Raw genomic sequence first — 15,962 nt, forward strand, 5'->3', positions numbered from 1 at the left:
GCGTTGTACTTCCTCAATTAAACCAGGACGTTGCACTGGCGCAGGGCCGAGCGCAGCGTTTCATGACAAGGAGCGCTCAGCCAGGTCAGCGGCAGGCGGATGCCTTGGTGCATCAGGCCCATTTCGACCAAAGCCCACTTCACCGGAATCGGGTTGGCTTCGATGAACAGGTCCTTGTGCAGCGGCATCAGTTTTTCGTTGATGGCCCGTGCGGTCTCGGCATCGCCCTTCAGCGCGGCCTCGCACAGGTCGGCCATTTCGCGTGGCGCGACGTTGGCGGTAACAGAGATGTTGCCCTTGCCGCCCAGCAGGATCAGCTCGACGGCGGTCGGATCATCGCCGGACAGCACGATGAAGTCCTTGCTCACGCCGTCGATGATCGCCTTGGCGCGTTTCAGGTCGCCGGTCGCTTCCTTGATGCCGATGATGTTCGGCACGGTGGACAGGCGGATCACGGTCTCGGCCTGCATGTCGCAGGAAGTGCGACCAGGAACGTTGTAGAGAATCTGTGGGATGTCGACCGCTTCGGCAATGTGCTTGAAGTGCTGGTACAGGCCTTCCTGGGTCGGCTTGTTGTAGTACGGAACTACCAGCAGGCAGGCATCGGCGCCGGCTTCCTTGGCGTTGCGGGTCAGCTCGACAGCTTCGCGGGTCGAGTTGGCGCCGGTACCGGCGATCACCGGAATGCGACCGGCAACCTGTTTGACCACGGCTTTGATGACGGCGATGTGTTCTTCTACATCAAGGGTTGCCGACTCGCCGGTGGTGCCGACCGCGACAATGGCATGGGTGCCGTTCTTGAGATGGAAGTCCACGAGTTTGCTGAGGCTGTCCCAGTCAAGACGCCCTTGTGCATCCATGGGTGTGACCAGTGCCACCATACTGCCCGCAATCATGAAACCGCTCCTGCCGGAAAAAGAGAGCGGTAATGGTACTGGCGCCAAGATGCTTGCACAAGCGAAGTACTGTGCCGCCATTCCCCTTGGCGCCGCTTTTCGCTACCCTTCAGACTTTGATCGGTACTGATCAGCTTGTACGCCGGGTTCCAGTCTCCCGTTTCGGCCTCCCGGGCCCCGTTCCAGTGTCGTTGCCGTACGCTTCCTTGTTCATGGAGCCGTAGCGCCACACGAATCGGGCCTTCCGGACAGTCATTGCCCCGGCAATCAACGCCCTCTCCCTACCGACCGCTCATCGCTTTAGGAATGCTGCATGTCCACCCCCACAGTTCGCGAACAATTCCTTGTCATCAGTGCCCTCGGCGCCAATCCCATGGAGCTGACCAACGTCCTGTGCCGCGCCAGCCATGAAAACCGCTGCGCGGTCGTCACCTCGCGCCTGACCCGCCACGGCGAGTGCAGCGCGCTGGTGCTCGAAGTCTCCGGCAGCTGGGACGCCCTGGCTCGCCTTGAAGGCAGCCTGCCGGTGCTGGCCAAGCGTCATGCGTTCACCGTCAACGTGGTGCGCAGCGCCGCCCTGGAAAATCGTCCGCAAGCCCTGCCGTATGTGGCTTACGTGTCTTCGGCGTACCGCCCGGACATCATCAACGAGCTGTGCCAGTTCTTCATGGATCACAACGTCGAGCTGGAAAACCTGACGTGCGATACCTATCAGGCACCGCAGACCGGCGGCACCATGCTCAACGCCACGTTCACCGTGACCCTGCCCGCCGGCACCCAGATCAGCTGGCTGCGCGACCAGTTCCTGGATTTCGCCGACGCCATGAACCTGGATGCACTGATCGAACCCTGGCGCCCACAGAACCCAATGTAAGGAAGCTTTCATGGCCGTTGTCATCGACCAACCGGTTACGGATTTCGAAGCACCTGCCACCAGCGGGCAGACTGTTAGCCTGTCCGCCCTCAAGGGCAAGCAAGTGGTGATCTACTTCTATCCGAAGGACAGCACCCCGGGCTGCACGACCGAAGGTCAGGGCTTTCGCGATCAGTACGCAGCGTTCAAGGCTGCCAACACGGAAATCTTCGGCATCTCTCGCGACAGCCTGAAGTCCCACGAGAACTTCAAGTGCAAGCAGGAGTTTCCGTTCGAGCTGATCAGCGACAAGGACGAAGCCGTCTGCCAGCTGTTCGACGTGATCAAGCTGAAAAAACTTTACGGCAAGGAATACCTGGGCGTTGATCGCAGCACCTTCCTGATCGACAAGGACGGTGTACTGCGTCAGGAATGGCGCGGCGTGAAGGTGCCAGGACATGTGGATGCAGTGCTGGCTGCTGCTCAGGCGCTGAACAAGGCCTGATGCTGTCGGCGCCCTTGCGGGCGCCGCTTCATTTTCAAAGCAGCGGCGCCACCACCGGCTCCTTGCGCGGCCATGCATCAAGCACAGCCTTGAACAGCGTCGCCAGCGGAATCGCGAAGAACACTCCCCAGAATCCCCACAACCCGCCGAACAACAGCACCGCGCAGATGATCGCCACCGGGTGCAGGTTGACCGCTTCGGAAAACAGCAACGGCACCAGAACGTTGCCGTCCAGGGTCTGAATGATCCCGTAGACCGCCATCAAATAGATGAACTGATCGCTCCAGCCCCACTGGAACAGCGCAATCAGCAGCACCGGCACGGTCACCACCACCGCCCCGACATACGGCACCACCACCGACACGCCGACCAACAGGGCCAGCAGCGCCGCGTAGTTCAGTCCCAGTGCGACGAATGCGATGTAAGTCACGCCACCACAAATCACGATCTCGATGACCTTGCCGCGAATGTAGTTGGCGATCTGCCGGTTCATTTCTTCGGCGACCCGGGTGATCAGCGCCCGCTCACGCGGCAAATAGCCGCGCACCCACTCGCCGATCATTGCCCGATCCTTGAGGAAGAAGAACACCAGGATCGGCACCAGCACCAGGTAGATCATGATGTTCACCAGCAGCGGCAGGCTCGACAACGAGAACGTCAGCGCCCACTGGCCGAATTTGCCGATCTCGCCCCGCGCCGCTTCGATCGCTTGCAGCACCTGCTCGTCGGAGACCAGATGCGGATAGCGCTCCGGCAGCAACAACAGCAGCGATTGCCACTTGGCGAGCATGCCCGGCAGCTCGTTGAACAGGGTGATCAACTGATGCCAGAGCAACGGCAGCACCACGACGATGAACACCATCAGCACGCCCATGAACAGCGCAAACACCAGACCGACCGCCGCTCCACCGGGCACGCGCAAACGTTCGAGCGTGACCACCAGCCCCTGCATCAGGTACGCCAGCACCATCCCGGCCAGCACCGGCGCGAGCATTCCGCCCAGCGTCAGCACCGCGGTGAAGGCGAGAAACAGCAAAACCGCCAGCACCACCGCTTCCTCATCGGAGAAGTAGCGCTGAATCCAGTCGCGCAACACTTTGAACATCAATTTTCCTTAGGTCATTTACGCGGTCGGTTTCAGGCTTTTTTCAGCCAGTAACGGTAGACACCCGCCTCGTCTTCTTCACGCAGCAGCGTATGACCGGCCAATTTGGCAAAGGTGCGAAAGTCGCGTTGCGAGCCGGCATCCGTGGCAATCACCTTGAGTACCGCGCCACTGGGCAGCTTGTTCAGCTCCATCTTGGCCTTGAGCAACGGCAACGGACAATTCAGGCCACTGGCGTCCAGTTCACAGTCATGGGCTACAGCGTCGGTCATGCGTCACTCCGGATCAGGTGGTCAGGCTGCCTAGAATATCTGGTCGCAAGCCCGGTGTCCGGCTACAGTAAGGTCTTTGTCGACTAAGGCTTTGTGCATGACATTTCTGCGCCCTACCCTGCTGACGCTCGCTTGCCTGCTCGCCTCACCGGGCTTCGCCGACGACCTGCCGTCACTCGGTGACGCCAGCTCTGCCATCGTCTCGCCGCAACAGGAATATCAATTGGGTCGCGCCTGGCTGGCGTTGCTGCGTAGCCAGGTTTCGCAGCTCAACGATCCACAGCTCAAGGACTACGTCGAGTCCAGCGTCTACAAGCTGGTGGAAACCAGCCAGGTCAATGACCGACGCCTGGAATTCATCCTGATCAACAGCCCGCAGCTCAACGCCTTCGCGGCACCGGGCGGGATTGTCGGGGTCAACGGCGGTCTGTTCCTCAACGCCCAGACCGAAGGCGAATATGCCTCGGTACTGGCTCACGAACTGGCTCACTTGTCCCAACGCCACTTCGCCCGCGGCGTCGAGGCTTCGCAGCGGATGCAGGTGCCGATGATGGCGGCGCTGCTGGCCGGTATCGTGATCGCTGCGGCAGGCGCAGGCGATGCCGGGATTGCTGCGATTGCCGGCACCCAGGCGGCGGCGATCCAGGAACAACGGCGCTTCTCGCGCCAGAACGAGCAGGAAGCCGACCGCATCGGCATCCTCAACCTGGAAAAGGCCGGCTACGATCCTCGCTCGATGCCGACCATGTTCGAGCGTTTGATGCGCCAGTATCGTTTTGACGCCAAGCCGCCGGAATTCCTGCTGACTCACCCGGTCACCGAATCGCGGATCGCCGACACCCGCAACCGCGCCGAACAGGCTAAACCCGGCGGCATCGAAGACAGCAAGCGCTATCAACTGATCCGCGCGCGGGTCCAGTTGACCTACGAAGAAACGCCGGGCCTTGGCGCCAAGCGTTTCCGCGCTCAACTGGACGATAATCCGAACAACGATGTGGCCCGTTATGGACTGGCGATCGCCCAGATCAAGGGCGGTCAGTTGAATGAAGCACGGGAGAATCTCAAGCAACTGCTGGCCAAATCGCCGAACGAGATCATCTACAACCTGGCGCAGATCGATCTGGACATCACCAACAACAAGCTGGCCGATGCCCAGTCCCGGGTTGACCGGATGCTCGGTCAGTATCCAGGCAATTACCCGCTGAATCAGGTACGCGTCGATCTGTTGCTGAAACAGAACCGCACCGCTGATGCGGAGAAGGCGCTGGAAGGTTTGTTGAAATCGCGTCCGGACGATCCGGACGTCTGGTATCAGGTTGCAGAAACACGCGGACTGTCCGGCAACATCATTGGCCTGCATCAGGCCCGTGCCGAGTATTTCGCACTGGTCGGCGATTACCGTCAGGCGATCCAGCAACTGGATTTTGCCAAGCGCAAGGCTGGCAGCAACTTCCCGCTGTCCTCGCGCATCGATGCACGCCAGCGCGAGCTGATGGAGCAGGAGCGCATGGTCAAGGACATGATGGGTTAAGCCCGCGCCGAGACAAATTCCGGACACAAAAAAACCGCCTCTTTCGAGGCGGTTTCTTTTACTTCTTAGACAACTGGATCATTCAGCCAGTTTGAAGGTGATGAAGCTGGCACGACCCTGACGCAGAACGCGCATCGACACCGAACGGTTCTTCGGCAGCGCCTTGGCGATCTCGGCGAACTCCTTCGAAGAGCCAATGGCCTGATTGTTCAGGTGGGTGATGATGTCGCCCGGTTGCAGACCGATCAGGGCCGCAGGACCGTCCTGCACTTCCTTGATCACCACACCGCCCTTCAGGTCGTAGGTTTTCTTCTGATCGGCGCTCAGCTCGGCGACCGAAACACCCAGACGATTGCTGTTGGTCTCGGCACCGGATTTCGGCAGGGCATCCAGTTCCTTGTCTTCGTCCGGAATGGCGCCGACAGTCAGCTCGACATTCTTGCGCTTGCCGTCACGAATCACTTCGAGGTTGGCCTTGGCGCCGGCCTTCAAAGCGCCCACCAGATGTGGCAGGTCAGCGGACATGACGATCGGTTGACCGTTCATGCTCAGGATCACGTCACCCACTTGCAGGCCGCCCTTGGCAGCCGGGCCGTCATCCTGAATCTGTGCAACCAGCGCACCTGCCGGTTTGTCCAGACCGAACGACTCGGCCAGATCCTTGTTCACTTCCTGGATGACGACGCCCAGCCAGCCACGGCTGACTTTGCCGCCGCTTTTCAGCTGATTGGAAACGTCCATCGCCACGTCGATCGGAATGGCGAACGACACACCCATGAAGCCACCGGAACGGGTGTAGATCTGCGAGTTGATCCCGACCACTTCACCGTTCAGGTTGAAAAGCGGGCCACCGGAGTTACCCGGGTTGATCGGCACGTCGGTCTGGATGAATGGCACGTAATTTTCGTTCGGCAGGCTGCGGCCGACGGCACTGACGATGCCTTGGGTCACGGTGTGGTCAAAGCCGAATGGCGAACCGATTGCGACCACCCACTGACCGGCTTTCAGGTCCTGGGATTTGCCAAGCTTCAGCACTGGCAGATCCTTGCCTTCGATTTTCAGCAGCGCCACGTCGGAACGTGGGTCGGTGCCGATCAGCTTGGCTTTCATTTCACTGCGATCAGCCAGACGAACGAGGATTTCGTCGGCATCGGCGATCACGTGGTTGTTGGTCAGGATGTAGCCATCCGGCGAAATGATGAAGCCCGAACCCAAAGACTGCGCTTCACGCTGGCGATCACCGCGCGGAGAGCGCTGTTGCGGCGGCATGCCGCGTTCGAAGAACTCGCGCAGCATCGGCGGCAAGCCTTCCAGATCAGGCATCTGCTGGTTCACTTTGCGATCCGGCAGCTTTTGCGTGGTACTGATGTTCACCACCGCAGGCGAGGCCTGTTCGACCAGTTGGGTGAAATCAGGCAGGCTGGCCGGGCTGGCCGCTTCAGCCGCCTGGACTGCAGGAACAGCCTGACCGAGCACCAGCACAGTGGCGAAAATGGAGAGATAAGACTTCAAGCTTGGTATCGACATACAGCTCCCGTTACGACGAGCAGGGTTAAGCGATATGGAGCAAGGAACACCGGAAACCACAGGCCGGCATTTTTGTTCCGGGAACAACAAACAAGGCCAGAGCCGAGAGGCTCTGACCTATAAAAAATTTTTGGGTGTTTTGCAAATGAAAATGCTCAGCAAACATTTCACGTCTCGACGACGAAGTGGAGATAGCTGGAATCAGCTCACTGCTTGCTGGTTGCAGCGCCATCATTGCGCATCGACAGGGCAATCCGTTCGGCGGTCCCGATTGGAATTTCGCCAACCACCGTCACCATCATTTCACCTTGAGGTGTAGTCAGGCGGCGGGATACGGCAACGGTAGGGCCCAGTTGAGTCCGGGTATCGGTGACGGTTGCGCCGTTCAGCGGCTCCAAAAAGACAGAGAATCGGGCAAGACCATCGTCATACATCAAGCTGTTGACCTGGGTCTTGGTTTCCGGATCCTTGTGCGAGGAACTGCTGGTCAGTTCGAAGCCAGGAGGCAGCCAGTCGGAACGCCAGACCTGTGCGGTCTTGACCGCAGACGCCTTGTCGCTGTCGAGGGTGACTGTCTTGCAATCGGAGTTGGCTTGCAGATCCTTGTCGGATGGAACTTCAGAGGTATCCAACCGAGTGAACTGGAATCTCTCAAGCAACTGCCCCTTGTCGTTCAACAGCAGCGACTTGAGCGGCAGACCCGTTTCCTTATCCAGATGCAGTTCGAAACCGTAGCGGTGCTGATCTCGCGGCGTCAGCGATACAATCACCGCCTCACGCCCGGCCACGCGCGACTTGCCAATGACGGCAAGCTCATACCAGTTCTTCAGCTTTTGAGGATCGAGAGGGCGAGCGGCGGAATTGGGAGAATCCCCAAGCCCCGCAATCAGGGTGCCGCTGACGCATTGAGTATGTCCATCAATGCGCACGACTTCCTGAGCCGAACCGTCGAGCTGAAGCAAACGCTCGCGGACCTGGCCATTCTGGACACGATGCCAGATGTTGTGGGTAGAAAAGCTACCGTTACGCTCGTAAACGAATGTGCCGTGAAAGCTTTGCTGCTGCTCGGCCTGGCCCAGGCGGGTCAACCAGTCCTGAGCCTCGTCGGCGTGGGCTGGAACAATGAACCAGCCGCTGAGCAGAAGCGAAAGTAGAGGTATGGCGCGCATGATCCCCCTTAACGGTTTTCCAGGCTTGCTGCACGTGCATATGGCAGCGCGCTCTCGGTGCCTTTCAAGGCAGCCTGTTGAGCGTGTTGACGCAGGTAACCTGGCAGACGCTGATCGTGCCAGCCTGGCTGACCTTGCAGTACGCCATTGGCCATTGGACCAGTAGCTTCCGAACTCTCATTATAGCCTGCCAATACCGCCGGGCCTTTGACCTGAGGAGTGGCCAACACTGGCTGGTTGGATTGCTGAGCGAGTTCGACGCCGGCAATTTCGTCCTGGTTGTACAGACGAACACCTGCGAGAACGGCAACGGTCACCGAAGCAGCTACGGCCAGACGACCGAGACTGCGCCATGGACCGCGGGATACTTTGGCTGGGGTTGCTTCGTCTTCCAGCGCAGCAGAAACGGCCGCAGCGAGATCCAGACGTGGAAGCAACAGATCCTTGTGCATGGCTGCCCGAGCGATCTGGTAACGAGCCCAGGTTTCACGGGTTTCAACATCGTCCAGTGCATTGAGCACTCGACGCAATTCCAGTTCGTCCGCTTCGTTATCCATCACTGCGGACAGCGATTCCTGCAGGGCTTCACGACTCATGGCGTTCCTCTCTTGGCTGTCGCCGCTGTCTTTAGTTTTCCTGCAACAACGGCTGCAGGGCTTTATCGATGGCCTCCCGGGCGCGGAAAATCCGGGAGCGCACGGTACCAACCGGACATTGCATGACGCTCGCGATGTCCTCGTAACTCAGACCATCGAATTCGCGCAAAGTTAACGCCGTGCGCAAATCCTCTGGCAGTTGCTGAATGGTTCGATGGACGGTGCCTTCGATCTCATCCCGCAGCAATGCACGTTCAGGAGACTCGAGATCTTTCAGGCCGTGATCGCCGTCATAGAACTCTGCATCCTCGGAACTTACATCGCTATCCGGCGGCCGACGGCCGCGTGAAACCAGATAGTTCTTCGCCGTGTTGATGGCGATGCGGTACAGCCACGTATAAAACGCACTGTCGCCGCGGAAATTTCCAAGCGCTCGATACGCCTTGATAAAGGCTTCTTGTGCGACGTCCTGGGCTTCATGGGTGTCGTGCACAAAACGCACGATCAACCCGAGAATTTTGTGCTGATACTTCAGCACCAGCAGATCGAAAGCTCGCTTGTCGCCACGCTGAACGCGTTCGACCAGCTGCTGATCCTCTTCCTGGGTTAGCATGAACACTCCTCGATAAACTCGGAGGAGGCTTGCATGACCAAACGACCGGACTTGCAAACATAGACTCGGGCTTTTCGCAAAAGTTCTCCCCCTCCAAGCAAGTTTCCTGCGGGCTCTGATTTGGCACGCACGAAAAACGCAGCGCGGGATGAACCGGCTGCGCGAATAATCTTGTCATCGGCTCACCGGCAAGAACCCAACCGCAGGTTCCGCATTGAAGCCGACACTGTCCCTTGTTTCGGGCAACTGTCTATTGATCTTGAGCCTCTGGCAAAAGTTCCAAATATTTATAGACGTGCCGCGCCGACATTGTGCAACCGTGAGCGGAAAAAGCGTGTTTCATCTGCGATACAGTCGCTTTTTCCCAAAACCAGTAAAAAAAACTTCCGACAAAGCGTCGGTATTTTTCCGTCACGGTAGTTTCACAATGCCATATCGGCCCGGCTATTGTGCCGCCCCACCCCTCTATATACTAGTGGGCTGTGTGGCTGTCTCGACTCGCCCATCCGCCTGTCCTGCGCCAACCCCGACCCGGGTCGCTTTGAGCGGAATCCTGAAATGAGCCAACAGTTTCAACACGATGTCCTGGTGATTGGCAGCGGCGCTGCCGGTTTGAGTCTCGCGCTGACCCTGCCCGGTCACTTGCGCATCGCCGTACTGAGCAAAGGCGACCTCGCCAACGGCTCGACCTATTGGGCACAAGGTGGCGTCGCGGCCGTACTGGACGACACCGATACCGTCGAATCCCACGTCGATGACACCCTCAATGCCGGCGGCGGCCTGTGCCATGAAGACGCGGTGCGTTTCACCGTCGAGCACAGCAAAGAGGCGATCCAGTGGCTGATCGACCAGGGCGTGCCGTTCACCCGCGACGAACAGTCCGGCACGGAAGACGGCGGCTTCGAATTCCACCTGACCCGCGAAGGCGGCCACAGCCACCGACGGATAATCCACGCCGCCGATGCCACTGGCGCCGCGATTTTCACGACCCTGCTGGCCCAGGCCAAAGAACGCCCGAACATCGAATTGCTCGAACAGCGGGTAGCGGTCGATCTGATCACCGAGCGCCGGTTGGGTCTGGAAGGTGAACGCTGCCTCGGCGCCTACGTACTCAACCGCAAAACCGGGGAAGTCGATACCTTCGGTGCACGCTTCGTGATCCTGGCGTCCGGCGGTGCAGCGAAAGTCTATCTATATACAAGCAACCCTGACGGTGCCTGCGGTGATGGCATCGCCATGGCCTGGCGTTCGGGCTGCCGGGTGGCGAACCTGGAGTTCAACCAGTTCCACCCCACCTGCCTCTATCACCCGCAAGCCAAGAGCTTTCTGGTAACCGAGGCCCTGCGCGGTGAAGGCGCCCATTTGAAGCTGCCGAACGGCGAACGTTTCATGCAGCGCTTCGACTCACGTGCCGAACTGGCGCCACGGGACATCGTCGCCCGCGCTATCGACCATGAAATGAAGCGTCTGGGCGTCGACTGCGTCTACCTCGACATCAGCCACAAACCCGAAGCCTTCATCAAATCGCACTTCCCGACCGTCTACGAGCGCTGCCTCGGATTCGGCATCGACATCACCAAACAACCGATCCCGGTCGTACCCGCCGCGCACTACACCTGCGGCGGCGTGATGGTCGATCAACAGGGCCGCACCGACGTGCCCGGCCTGTACGCCATCGGCGAAACCAGCTTCACCGGCCTGCACGGTGCCAACCGCATGGCCAGCAACTCGCTGCTCGAATGCTTCGTCTACGCCCGTTCGGCAGCGGCGGACATCCTTGAGCAACTGCCCGACGTTGCGATCCCGCGCGCCCTGCCCGCCTGGGACGCCAGCCAGGTGACCGACTCCGATGAAGACGTGATCATCGCCCACAACTGGGACGAATTGCGGCGATTCATGTGGGACTACGTCGGTATCGTGCGCACCAACAAGCGCCTGCAGCGGGCCCAACATCGCGTGCGTCTGCTGCTGGATGAAATCGACGAGTTCTACAGCAACTATAAAGTCAGCCGTGACCTGATCGAGTTGCGCAACCTGGCGCAGGTAGCGGAACTGATGATCCGCTCGGCCATGGAGCGCAAGGAGAGCCGAGGCCTGCATTACACCCTCGACTATCCGGACCTGCTGCCCGAAGCACTCGACACTATTCTAGTGCCGCCCACCTACGTCGGCTGAACTTGAGGCGTACCCGCAGGCGTCGGTGCAGATCCGCCGCCTGCGCATCCCGGGGCACGCAGATCGACCTGACCCGCCGCTCACCACCCAAGCGAAAGCGCAGCACCACGATCAGTGGCAGCGCCAGGCTGTCAGGGCGCAACTGCACCGCTTGCCAGCCATCGGTCTTGTTCCACAGCTGCCAGCCATCCGCATCCCGACGCAATCCGCAAAATGCCTTGGGATGACTCAGCAGGATCTGCCGTGGCAACACCCAGGCAGCATGGCCGAGACACGCGAAAGCCCCAAGCAAACCGGCCCAGAAAGAAATCGACAATAGAAACAAAGACCCCAGCGCGAATGCCTGGGCCAGAAGATACGCCGCCAGCAACTGCCGTGAGGCATGCCAGCGGCATTCGAACGTGTTACTTGGGCTGGACACGATCCAGAATCATGCGAACCATGCGTTGCAGCTCGGGATCTTCCGATTCGCTGCGCTCCATGAACCAGCCAAACATGTCCTGATCCTCGCACTCGAGCAGGCGGACATACAGCGCGCGATCCACCTCGTTCAGATTGGCGTAGACCTCTTTCACGAACGGCACCAGCAACACGTCGAGTTCCAGCATGCCGCGACGGCTGTGCCAAAAGAGGCGATTCAGTTCAACTTGTTCGACCATGGAGCCCTCCTCAAATAGGCCGCAAGTATACAGGCCCGAAGCGGGTCGAACAGTCGGCTTTGGTCGGGCACCACCGATCCTTTATCAACTACCCATTTCAACACCACCCCCTTATGATGTGCCCCAGTCTATTTACCCTGCGATGACCCATGGCCGATTCTGCTTTTTTCTGCACACTTTCTCATGAAGGCGTTCTCGCGGTTCGCGGCGCGGATGCCGGCAAATTCCTGCAAGGCCAGCTGACCTGCAACATCAATTACCTGAGTGATACCCAGGCCAGCCTTGGTGCCCGCTGCACGCAGAAAGGCCGGATGCAGTCGAGTTTCCGCATCGTGCTGGAAGGCGACGGCGTGCTGCTGGCGATGGCCGACGAGCTGCTGGAGCCGCAACTGGCGGATCTGAAGAAGTACGCGGTGTTCTCCAAATCGAAACTGACCGATGAAAGCGCCTCCTGGGTGCGCTTCGGTCTGGATCATGGCGATGCTGCCCTGAGCAGCCTGGGTCTGGAACTGCCGGCGGATACCGACAGCGTGGCTCGCCACGAAGGGCTGATCGCGATTCGCGTCTCACCGAATCGTGCCGAACTCTGGGTGCCCGCCGATCAGGCCGACTCCGTCAAAGGCAAGCTGTCCGCGCAGTTGAGCGAAGCCGAACTCAATCAATGGCTGCTGGGCCAGATCCGCGCCGGTATCGGTCAGGTCATGCCGAGCACCCGTGAGCTGTTCATCCCGCAGATGCTCAATCTGCAGGCCGTCGGCGGCGTGAGTTTCAAGAAAGGCTGCTACACCGGTCAGGAAATCGTCGCGCGCATGCAGTATCTGGGCAAACTCAAGCGTCGCCTGTACCGCGTGCAACTGGACGCCAGCGAGTTGCCGGAGCCGGGCACCCCGCTGTTCGCCCCGAGCCACGGCAGTTCCATCGGCGAAGTGGTGCTGGCCGCCCGTGCCGAAAAGAATATTGAACTGCTGGCCGTGTTGCAGGCCGAAGCTGCCGACGCAGGCGATTTGCATCTGGGCACGGCCGAAGGTCCGGCGCTGCACTTGCTCGACCTGCCTTACGAACTGGATCGCGACCGCGAAATCCAGCGTTGATCGCAGCATTTGTTGCAACACCCTAGAGAAACGACATGAGTGAGCTGGCGGATAAGGTCCAACAGGATTTGGTTGAGGCCATCGATAACGATGACCTGGTTCTGCCAACGTTACCGGAAGTGGCCCTGCAGATTCGCAAGGCCGCCGAAGACCCGGATATCAGCGTCAGCGACCTGAGCAAAGTGATCGGCCGTGACACGGCGCTGTCGGCGCGCCTGATCAAAGTGGTCAACAGCCCGCTGCTGCGCGCCACTCAGGAAGTCACCGACCTGCACACCGCCATTACCCGGCTCGGCGTCAATTACAGCAGCAACCTGGCGATCGGCCTGGTGATGGAGCAGATCTTCCACGCCCGCTCCGACGTGGTCGAACAGAAGATGCGCGAAGTCTGGCGCAAGAGTCTGGAGATCGCCGGCGTCAGCTACGCCCTGTGCCGCCGTTACACGCAGCTCAAGCCCGATCAGGCCGCGCTCGGTGGACTGGTTCATCAGATCGGCGTGCTGCCGATCCTGACCTATGCCGAAGACCACTACGAATTGCTGTCCGATCCGGTGAGCCTCAACCATGTGATCGACCACATTCACCCATTGCTCGGCGACAAGCTGCTGCGGGTCTGGGAGTTTCCGGAGCGTCTGGTGGAGTTGCCGGGGCTGTATCAGGATCTCAAGCGCGAATCGCAGCAGATCGATTACGTCGACATCGTGCAAGTGGCCAGCCTGTATTGCCACAAGGACACCGACCACCCGATGGCCCGCATCGATCCGTTCAGCGTGCCGGCATTCCGCAAGCTCGGTATCGACCCGGAGAACAAGGCGCTGTGCGCCGATCTGGAAGAATCGCGGTCGATGTTCTACTGATCAACCGGCGACAAAACTCACCCGCACCTTCAAACCCGCCTGCTCGCCATCGTGCAGACTGATCTGCGCCAGATGCGCGCGGCAGATTTCCCCGACAATCGCCAACCCCAGCCCGGAACCGGCCACCTGCTGGTTGCGTCGGTAAAAGCGTTCGAACACCCGATCCCGCTCCTCCAGCGGAATGCCCGGCCCATCGTCTTCAACCTCCAGCACCGCCGGCGACGTGACCCGCAAAATTACGTTGCCGCCCGGCGGCGTGTGCGCCAGCGCGTTATCCACCAGATTGCTCAGCAACTCGTTGAGCAACGTCGGCTCGCCGCGCAGCCAGACCGGTTCATCCGCTTCCAACGCCAGCGCGACACCCCGCGCGTGGGCCAGCGGCGCCATGGCCATGCCCAGTTCCCGCGCCAACTGACTCAGATCGAGCAACTGCGCACCGCCCTCGGCAATCGCCCGGGCACCGTTTTCCACTCGTGCCAGCGACAGCAACTGGTTGGCCAGATGGGTCAGGCGATCCGTGCTTTGCGCCGAAGATTCCAACGTGTCGCGCCAGGTCTGCGGCTCGTTTGAGCGCAAGCCCAGTTCAAGTCGGGCCTTGAGCGCCGCCAATGGCGTGCGCAGTTCATGGGCCGCATCGGCGATGAATTGCGCCTGCCGCTCGAATTGCCCGCGCAGGCGTTCGGTAAAGTGATTGAGCGCCCGCACCAGCGGCCACAACTCATGTTGCACCTCGACCAGCGGCAACGGCCGCAGGTCGTCGGGCTGACGCTCTTCCACTGCCGTGCGCAAACGCTCGATCGGCCGCAGCGCAGCACTCACCGCAAACCACACCAGCAACAACGCGCCAATCGCCAGCATGCCCAATCGCAGCAAAGTATCGGCCGCCAGGCTGCGAGCCATGCTGACGCGCGCCTCGTCGGTTTCGGCGACGCGAATTTCCGCCATGCCGTTCATGTTCGGCTCGCTGACCGCCTTGAGCAGACTCACCACACGAACGTTCTGCCCCTGATATGTAGCGTCGTAAAAGCGCGCCAGGGCGGGATAGCTGTCGGTTCTCGGCGTGCCCGGTGGCGGACCCGGCAGGTTTTCGTAGCCGGAAATCAACTTCTGGTTGATGTCGTTGACCTGGTAATAGATGCGCCCGGCGCTGTCGTACGCGAAGGTGTCGAGCGCCACGTAAGGCACATCGGCACTGAGACTGCCATCGCGTTGCGACAGACCGGCAGCAATAGTCCGCGCCGAGGCCAGCAGCGTGCGGTCGTAGGCGGTGTCGGCGGCTTCGCGACCGTTCCAGTACGCGCTCAATCCGCTGGCGAGCATCAACACCACCAGCAGCAGCGCGAGGTTCCACAGCAACCGCCAGCGCAGGCTGCTGGGCTTATGCATCGCGGCTTTCCAGCAGATAGCCCAGGCCTCGGAAGGTCACGATGGCCACTGAATGGCCGTCGAGTTTCTTGCGCAGGCGGTGCACGTAGATTTCGATGGCGTCCGGGCTCGCCTCTTCGTCGAGACCGAACACCTGCGCAGCCAGTTGCTCCTTGCTCATCACTCGACCCGGACGGGCGATCAGCGCTTCGAGCACCGCCTGTTCGCGGGAGGTCAGCGTCAGCAATTCATCGCCGAGAGTGAAGCGTCGGGTGTCGAGGTCATAGGCCAGCACACCGCAACGCTGCTGGCGTTCACCGCCGAGCACGCTGCGGCGCAACAGGGCTTTGACCCGCGCTTCGAGTTCGGTGAGTTCGAACGGCTTGGCGAGGTAATCGTCAGCACCGAGATTGAGTCCATGGACCCGATCCTTGACGTCGCTGCGAGCGGTCAGCATCAGCACCGGCAGGTTCTTGCCCCGGGCCCGCAGACGCGCCAGCACTTCAAAACCGTCCATGCGCGGCAGGCCGACATCGAGGATCGCCACCGCGTATTCCTCGCTGCCCAGGGCCAGATCGGCAGCCACGCCATCGTGCAAGACGTCCACGGTCAGACCGGTGCTCTTGAGCGCCTGGGCGACGCTTTCGGCCAGCGGCAAATGGTCTTCGACGAGCAGGACACGCATGGATCTCTACCTCATTCAGGGATGGCCGACGCCATTCTTTGCGGCGGAGTTTACAGCCGCAAC

Annotated in this window: 17 protein-coding genes; 6 read left to right on the top strand and 11 right to left on the bottom strand. The window is 60.3% G+C overall.

Features of this window, described 5'->3' with window-relative positions; translation table 11 throughout:
• Positions 1–17: 17 nt before the first annotated feature.
• On the bottom strand, positions 18–896 hold the full coding sequence (gene dapA, locus M5G18_RS18795) for a 4-hydroxy-tetrahydrodipicolinate synthase (protein WP_007958015.1): 879 nt from the start codon (positions 894–896) through the stop codon (positions 18–20).
• Between the two features lie 313 nt (positions 897–1,209).
• Here dapA and M5G18_RS18800 point away from each other — a divergent pair, with 313 nt between their 5' ends.
• Positions 1,210–1,770, top strand: a complete 561-nt coding sequence (locus tag M5G18_RS18800; protein ID WP_007958014.1) for a glycine cleavage system transcriptional repressor — start codon at positions 1,210–1,212, stop codon at positions 1,768–1,770.
• 10 nt (positions 1,771–1,780) lie between these two features.
• Positions 1,781–2,254, top strand: coding sequence for a peroxiredoxin (locus M5G18_RS18805; protein ID WP_273896541.1), 474 nt, complete (start codon positions 1,781–1,783; stop codon positions 2,252–2,254).
• Positions 2,255–2,288: 34 nt separating this feature from the next.
• Here the strand turns inward: M5G18_RS18805 and M5G18_RS18810 are convergent, their stop codons facing one another.
• Positions 2,289–3,359 (bottom strand): AI-2E family transporter, encoded by a 1,071-nt coding sequence (locus M5G18_RS18810; RefSeq protein ID WP_007958012.1) that lies wholly within the window; start codon positions 3,357–3,359, stop codon positions 2,289–2,291.
• Between the two features lie 32 nt (positions 3,360–3,391).
• Positions 3,392–3,631 carry a sulfurtransferase TusA family protein gene (locus tag M5G18_RS18815; protein WP_007958011.1) on the bottom strand — a complete coding sequence of 80 codons (240 nt, stop codon included), beginning with the start codon at positions 3,629–3,631 and terminating at the stop codon, positions 3,392–3,394.
• A gap of 97 nt (positions 3,632–3,728) precedes the next feature.
• Here M5G18_RS18815 and M5G18_RS18820 point away from each other — a divergent pair, with 97 nt between their 5' ends.
• Positions 3,729–5,162: a M48 family metalloprotease gene (locus M5G18_RS18820; protein ID WP_273896540.1), complete on the top strand. Its 1,434-nt coding sequence runs from the start codon at positions 3,729–3,731 to the stop codon at positions 5,160–5,162.
• Positions 5,163–5,240: 78 nt separating this feature from the next.
• On the opposite strand, the gene M5G18_RS18825 is transcribed toward M5G18_RS18820, so the two are convergent.
• From M5G18_RS18825 to rpoE, 4 genes are all read right to left on the bottom strand, one after another.
• Positions 5,241–6,689 (bottom strand): DegQ family serine endoprotease, encoded by a 1,449-nt coding sequence (locus M5G18_RS18825; RefSeq protein ID WP_273896539.1) that lies wholly within the window; start codon positions 6,687–6,689, stop codon positions 5,241–5,243.
• Positions 6,690–6,895: 206 nt separating this feature from the next.
• A complete protein-coding gene (locus tag M5G18_RS18830) occupies positions 6,896–7,858 on the bottom strand; it encodes a MucB/RseB C-terminal domain-containing protein (protein ID WP_007958001.1) in 963 nt (320 codons plus the stop codon).
• An 8-nt stretch (positions 7,859–7,866) separates the two neighbouring features.
• Positions 7,867–8,454, bottom strand: a complete 588-nt coding sequence (locus M5G18_RS18835) for a sigma-E factor negative regulatory protein (protein ID WP_011332903.1) — start codon at positions 8,452–8,454, stop codon at positions 7,867–7,869.
• Positions 8,455–8,485: 31 nt separating this feature from the next.
• Positions 8,486–9,067 (bottom strand): RNA polymerase sigma factor RpoE/AlgU, encoded by a 582-nt coding sequence (gene rpoE, locus M5G18_RS18840; protein ID WP_003172477.1) that lies wholly within the window; start codon positions 9,065–9,067, stop codon positions 8,486–8,488.
• A 558-nt stretch (positions 9,068–9,625) separates the two neighbouring features.
• Here rpoE and nadB point away from each other — a divergent pair.
• Entirely contained in the window at positions 9,626–11,242 is a 1,617-nt protein-coding gene (gene nadB / locus M5G18_RS18845; RefSeq protein ID WP_007957994.1) for an L-aspartate oxidase, read from the top strand.
• On the opposite strand, the gene M5G18_RS18850 is transcribed toward nadB, so the two are convergent.
• Positions 11,211–11,663: a protein YgfX gene (locus M5G18_RS18850; protein WP_273896538.1), complete on the bottom strand. Its 453-nt coding sequence runs from the start codon at positions 11,661–11,663 to the stop codon at positions 11,211–11,213. The two genes, nadB and M5G18_RS18850, sit on opposite strands and share 32 nt — an antisense overlap.
• The gene (locus tag M5G18_RS18855) at positions 11,647–11,901 is read right to left on the bottom strand and encodes an FAD assembly factor SdhE (protein ID WP_007957989.1); all 255 of its coding nucleotides are present in this window, start codon (positions 11,899–11,901) and stop codon (positions 11,647–11,649) included. Before M5G18_RS18855 ends, M5G18_RS18850 begins: the two co-directional genes overlap by 17 nt.
• 149 nt (positions 11,902–12,050) lie before the next feature.
• Here M5G18_RS18855 and ygfZ point away from each other — a divergent pair, with 149 nt between their 5' ends.
• Both ygfZ and M5G18_RS18865 read left to right on the top strand, forming a co-directional pair.
• Positions 12,051–12,992: a CAF17-like 4Fe-4S cluster assembly/insertion protein YgfZ gene (ygfZ, locus tag M5G18_RS18860; protein ID WP_273896537.1), complete on the top strand. Its 942-nt coding sequence runs from the start codon at positions 12,051–12,053 to the stop codon at positions 12,990–12,992.
• Positions 12,993–13,027: 35 nt separating this feature from the next.
• Positions 13,028–13,849, top strand: coding sequence for an HDOD domain-containing protein (locus M5G18_RS18865; RefSeq protein WP_085605533.1), 822 nt, complete (start codon positions 13,028–13,030; stop codon positions 13,847–13,849).
• On the opposite strand, the gene M5G18_RS18870 is transcribed toward M5G18_RS18865, so the two are convergent.
• Positions 13,850–15,235: a sensor histidine kinase gene (locus M5G18_RS18870; RefSeq protein ID WP_273896536.1), complete on the bottom strand. Its 1,386-nt coding sequence runs from the start codon at positions 15,233–15,235 to the stop codon at positions 13,850–13,852.
• A complete protein-coding gene (locus tag M5G18_RS18875) occupies positions 15,228–15,899 on the bottom strand; it encodes a response regulator (protein ID WP_007957980.1) in 672 nt (223 codons plus the stop codon). Before M5G18_RS18875 ends, M5G18_RS18870 begins: the two co-directional genes overlap by 8 nt.
• Positions 15,900–15,962: the final 63 nt, after the last annotated feature.

The sequence above is a fragment of the Pseudomonas aphyarum genome, assembly GCF_028657055.1.
Classification (GTDB): Bacteria; Pseudomonadota; Gammaproteobacteria; order Pseudomonadales; family Pseudomonadaceae; genus Aquipseudomonas; species Aquipseudomonas aphyarum.

Bases quoted from the DNA above. Each gene is read 5' to 3' on its own strand.
- dapA (WP_007958015.1), bottom strand. From the start codon at position 896: ATGATTGCGGGCAGTATGGTGGCACTGGTCACACCCATGGATGCACAA.
- M5G18_RS18800 (WP_007958014.1), top strand. From the start codon at position 1,210: ATGTCCACCCCCACAGTTCGCGAACAATTCCTTGTCATCAGTGCCCTC.
- M5G18_RS18805 (WP_273896541.1), top strand. From the start codon at position 1,781: ATGGCCGTTGTCATCGACCAACCGGTTACGGATTTCGAAGCACCTGCC.
- M5G18_RS18810 (WP_007958012.1), bottom strand. From the start codon at position 3,359: ATGTTCAAAGTGTTGCGCGACTGGATTCAGCGCTACTTCTCCGATGAG.
- M5G18_RS18815 (WP_007958011.1), bottom strand. From the start codon at position 3,631: ATGACCGACGCTGTAGCCCATGACTGTGAACTGGACGCCAGTGGCCTG.
- M5G18_RS18820 (WP_273896540.1), top strand. From the start codon at position 3,729: ATGACATTTCTGCGCCCTACCCTGCTGACGCTCGCTTGCCTGCTCGCC.
- M5G18_RS18825 (WP_273896539.1), bottom strand. From the start codon at position 6,689: ATGTCGATACCAAGCTTGAAGTCTTATCTCTCCATTTTCGCCACTGTG.
- M5G18_RS18830 (WP_007958001.1), bottom strand. From the start codon at position 7,858: ATGCGCGCCATACCTCTACTTTCGCTTCTGCTCAGCGGCTGGTTCATT.
- M5G18_RS18835 (WP_011332903.1), bottom strand. From the start codon at position 8,454: ATGAGTCGTGAAGCCCTGCAGGAATCGCTGTCCGCAGTGATGGATAAC.
- rpoE (WP_003172477.1), bottom strand. From the start codon at position 9,067: ATGCTAACCCAGGAAGAGGATCAGCAGCTGGTCGAACGCGTTCAGCGT.
- nadB (WP_007957994.1), top strand. From the start codon at position 9,626: ATGAGCCAACAGTTTCAACACGATGTCCTGGTGATTGGCAGCGGCGCT.
- M5G18_RS18855 (WP_007957989.1), bottom strand. From the start codon at position 11,901: ATGGTCGAACAAGTTGAACTGAATCGCCTCTTTTGGCACAGCCGTCGC.
- ygfZ (WP_273896537.1), top strand. From the start codon at position 12,051: ATGGCCGATTCTGCTTTTTTCTGCACACTTTCTCATGAAGGCGTTCTC.
- M5G18_RS18865 (WP_085605533.1), top strand. From the start codon at position 13,028: ATGAGTGAGCTGGCGGATAAGGTCCAACAGGATTTGGTTGAGGCCATC.
- M5G18_RS18870 (WP_273896536.1), bottom strand. From the start codon at position 15,235: ATGCATAAGCCCAGCAGCCTGCGCTGGCGGTTGCTGTGGAACCTCGCG.
- M5G18_RS18875 (WP_007957980.1), bottom strand. From the start codon at position 15,899: ATGCGTGTCCTGCTCGTCGAAGACCATTTGCCGCTGGCCGAAAGCGTC.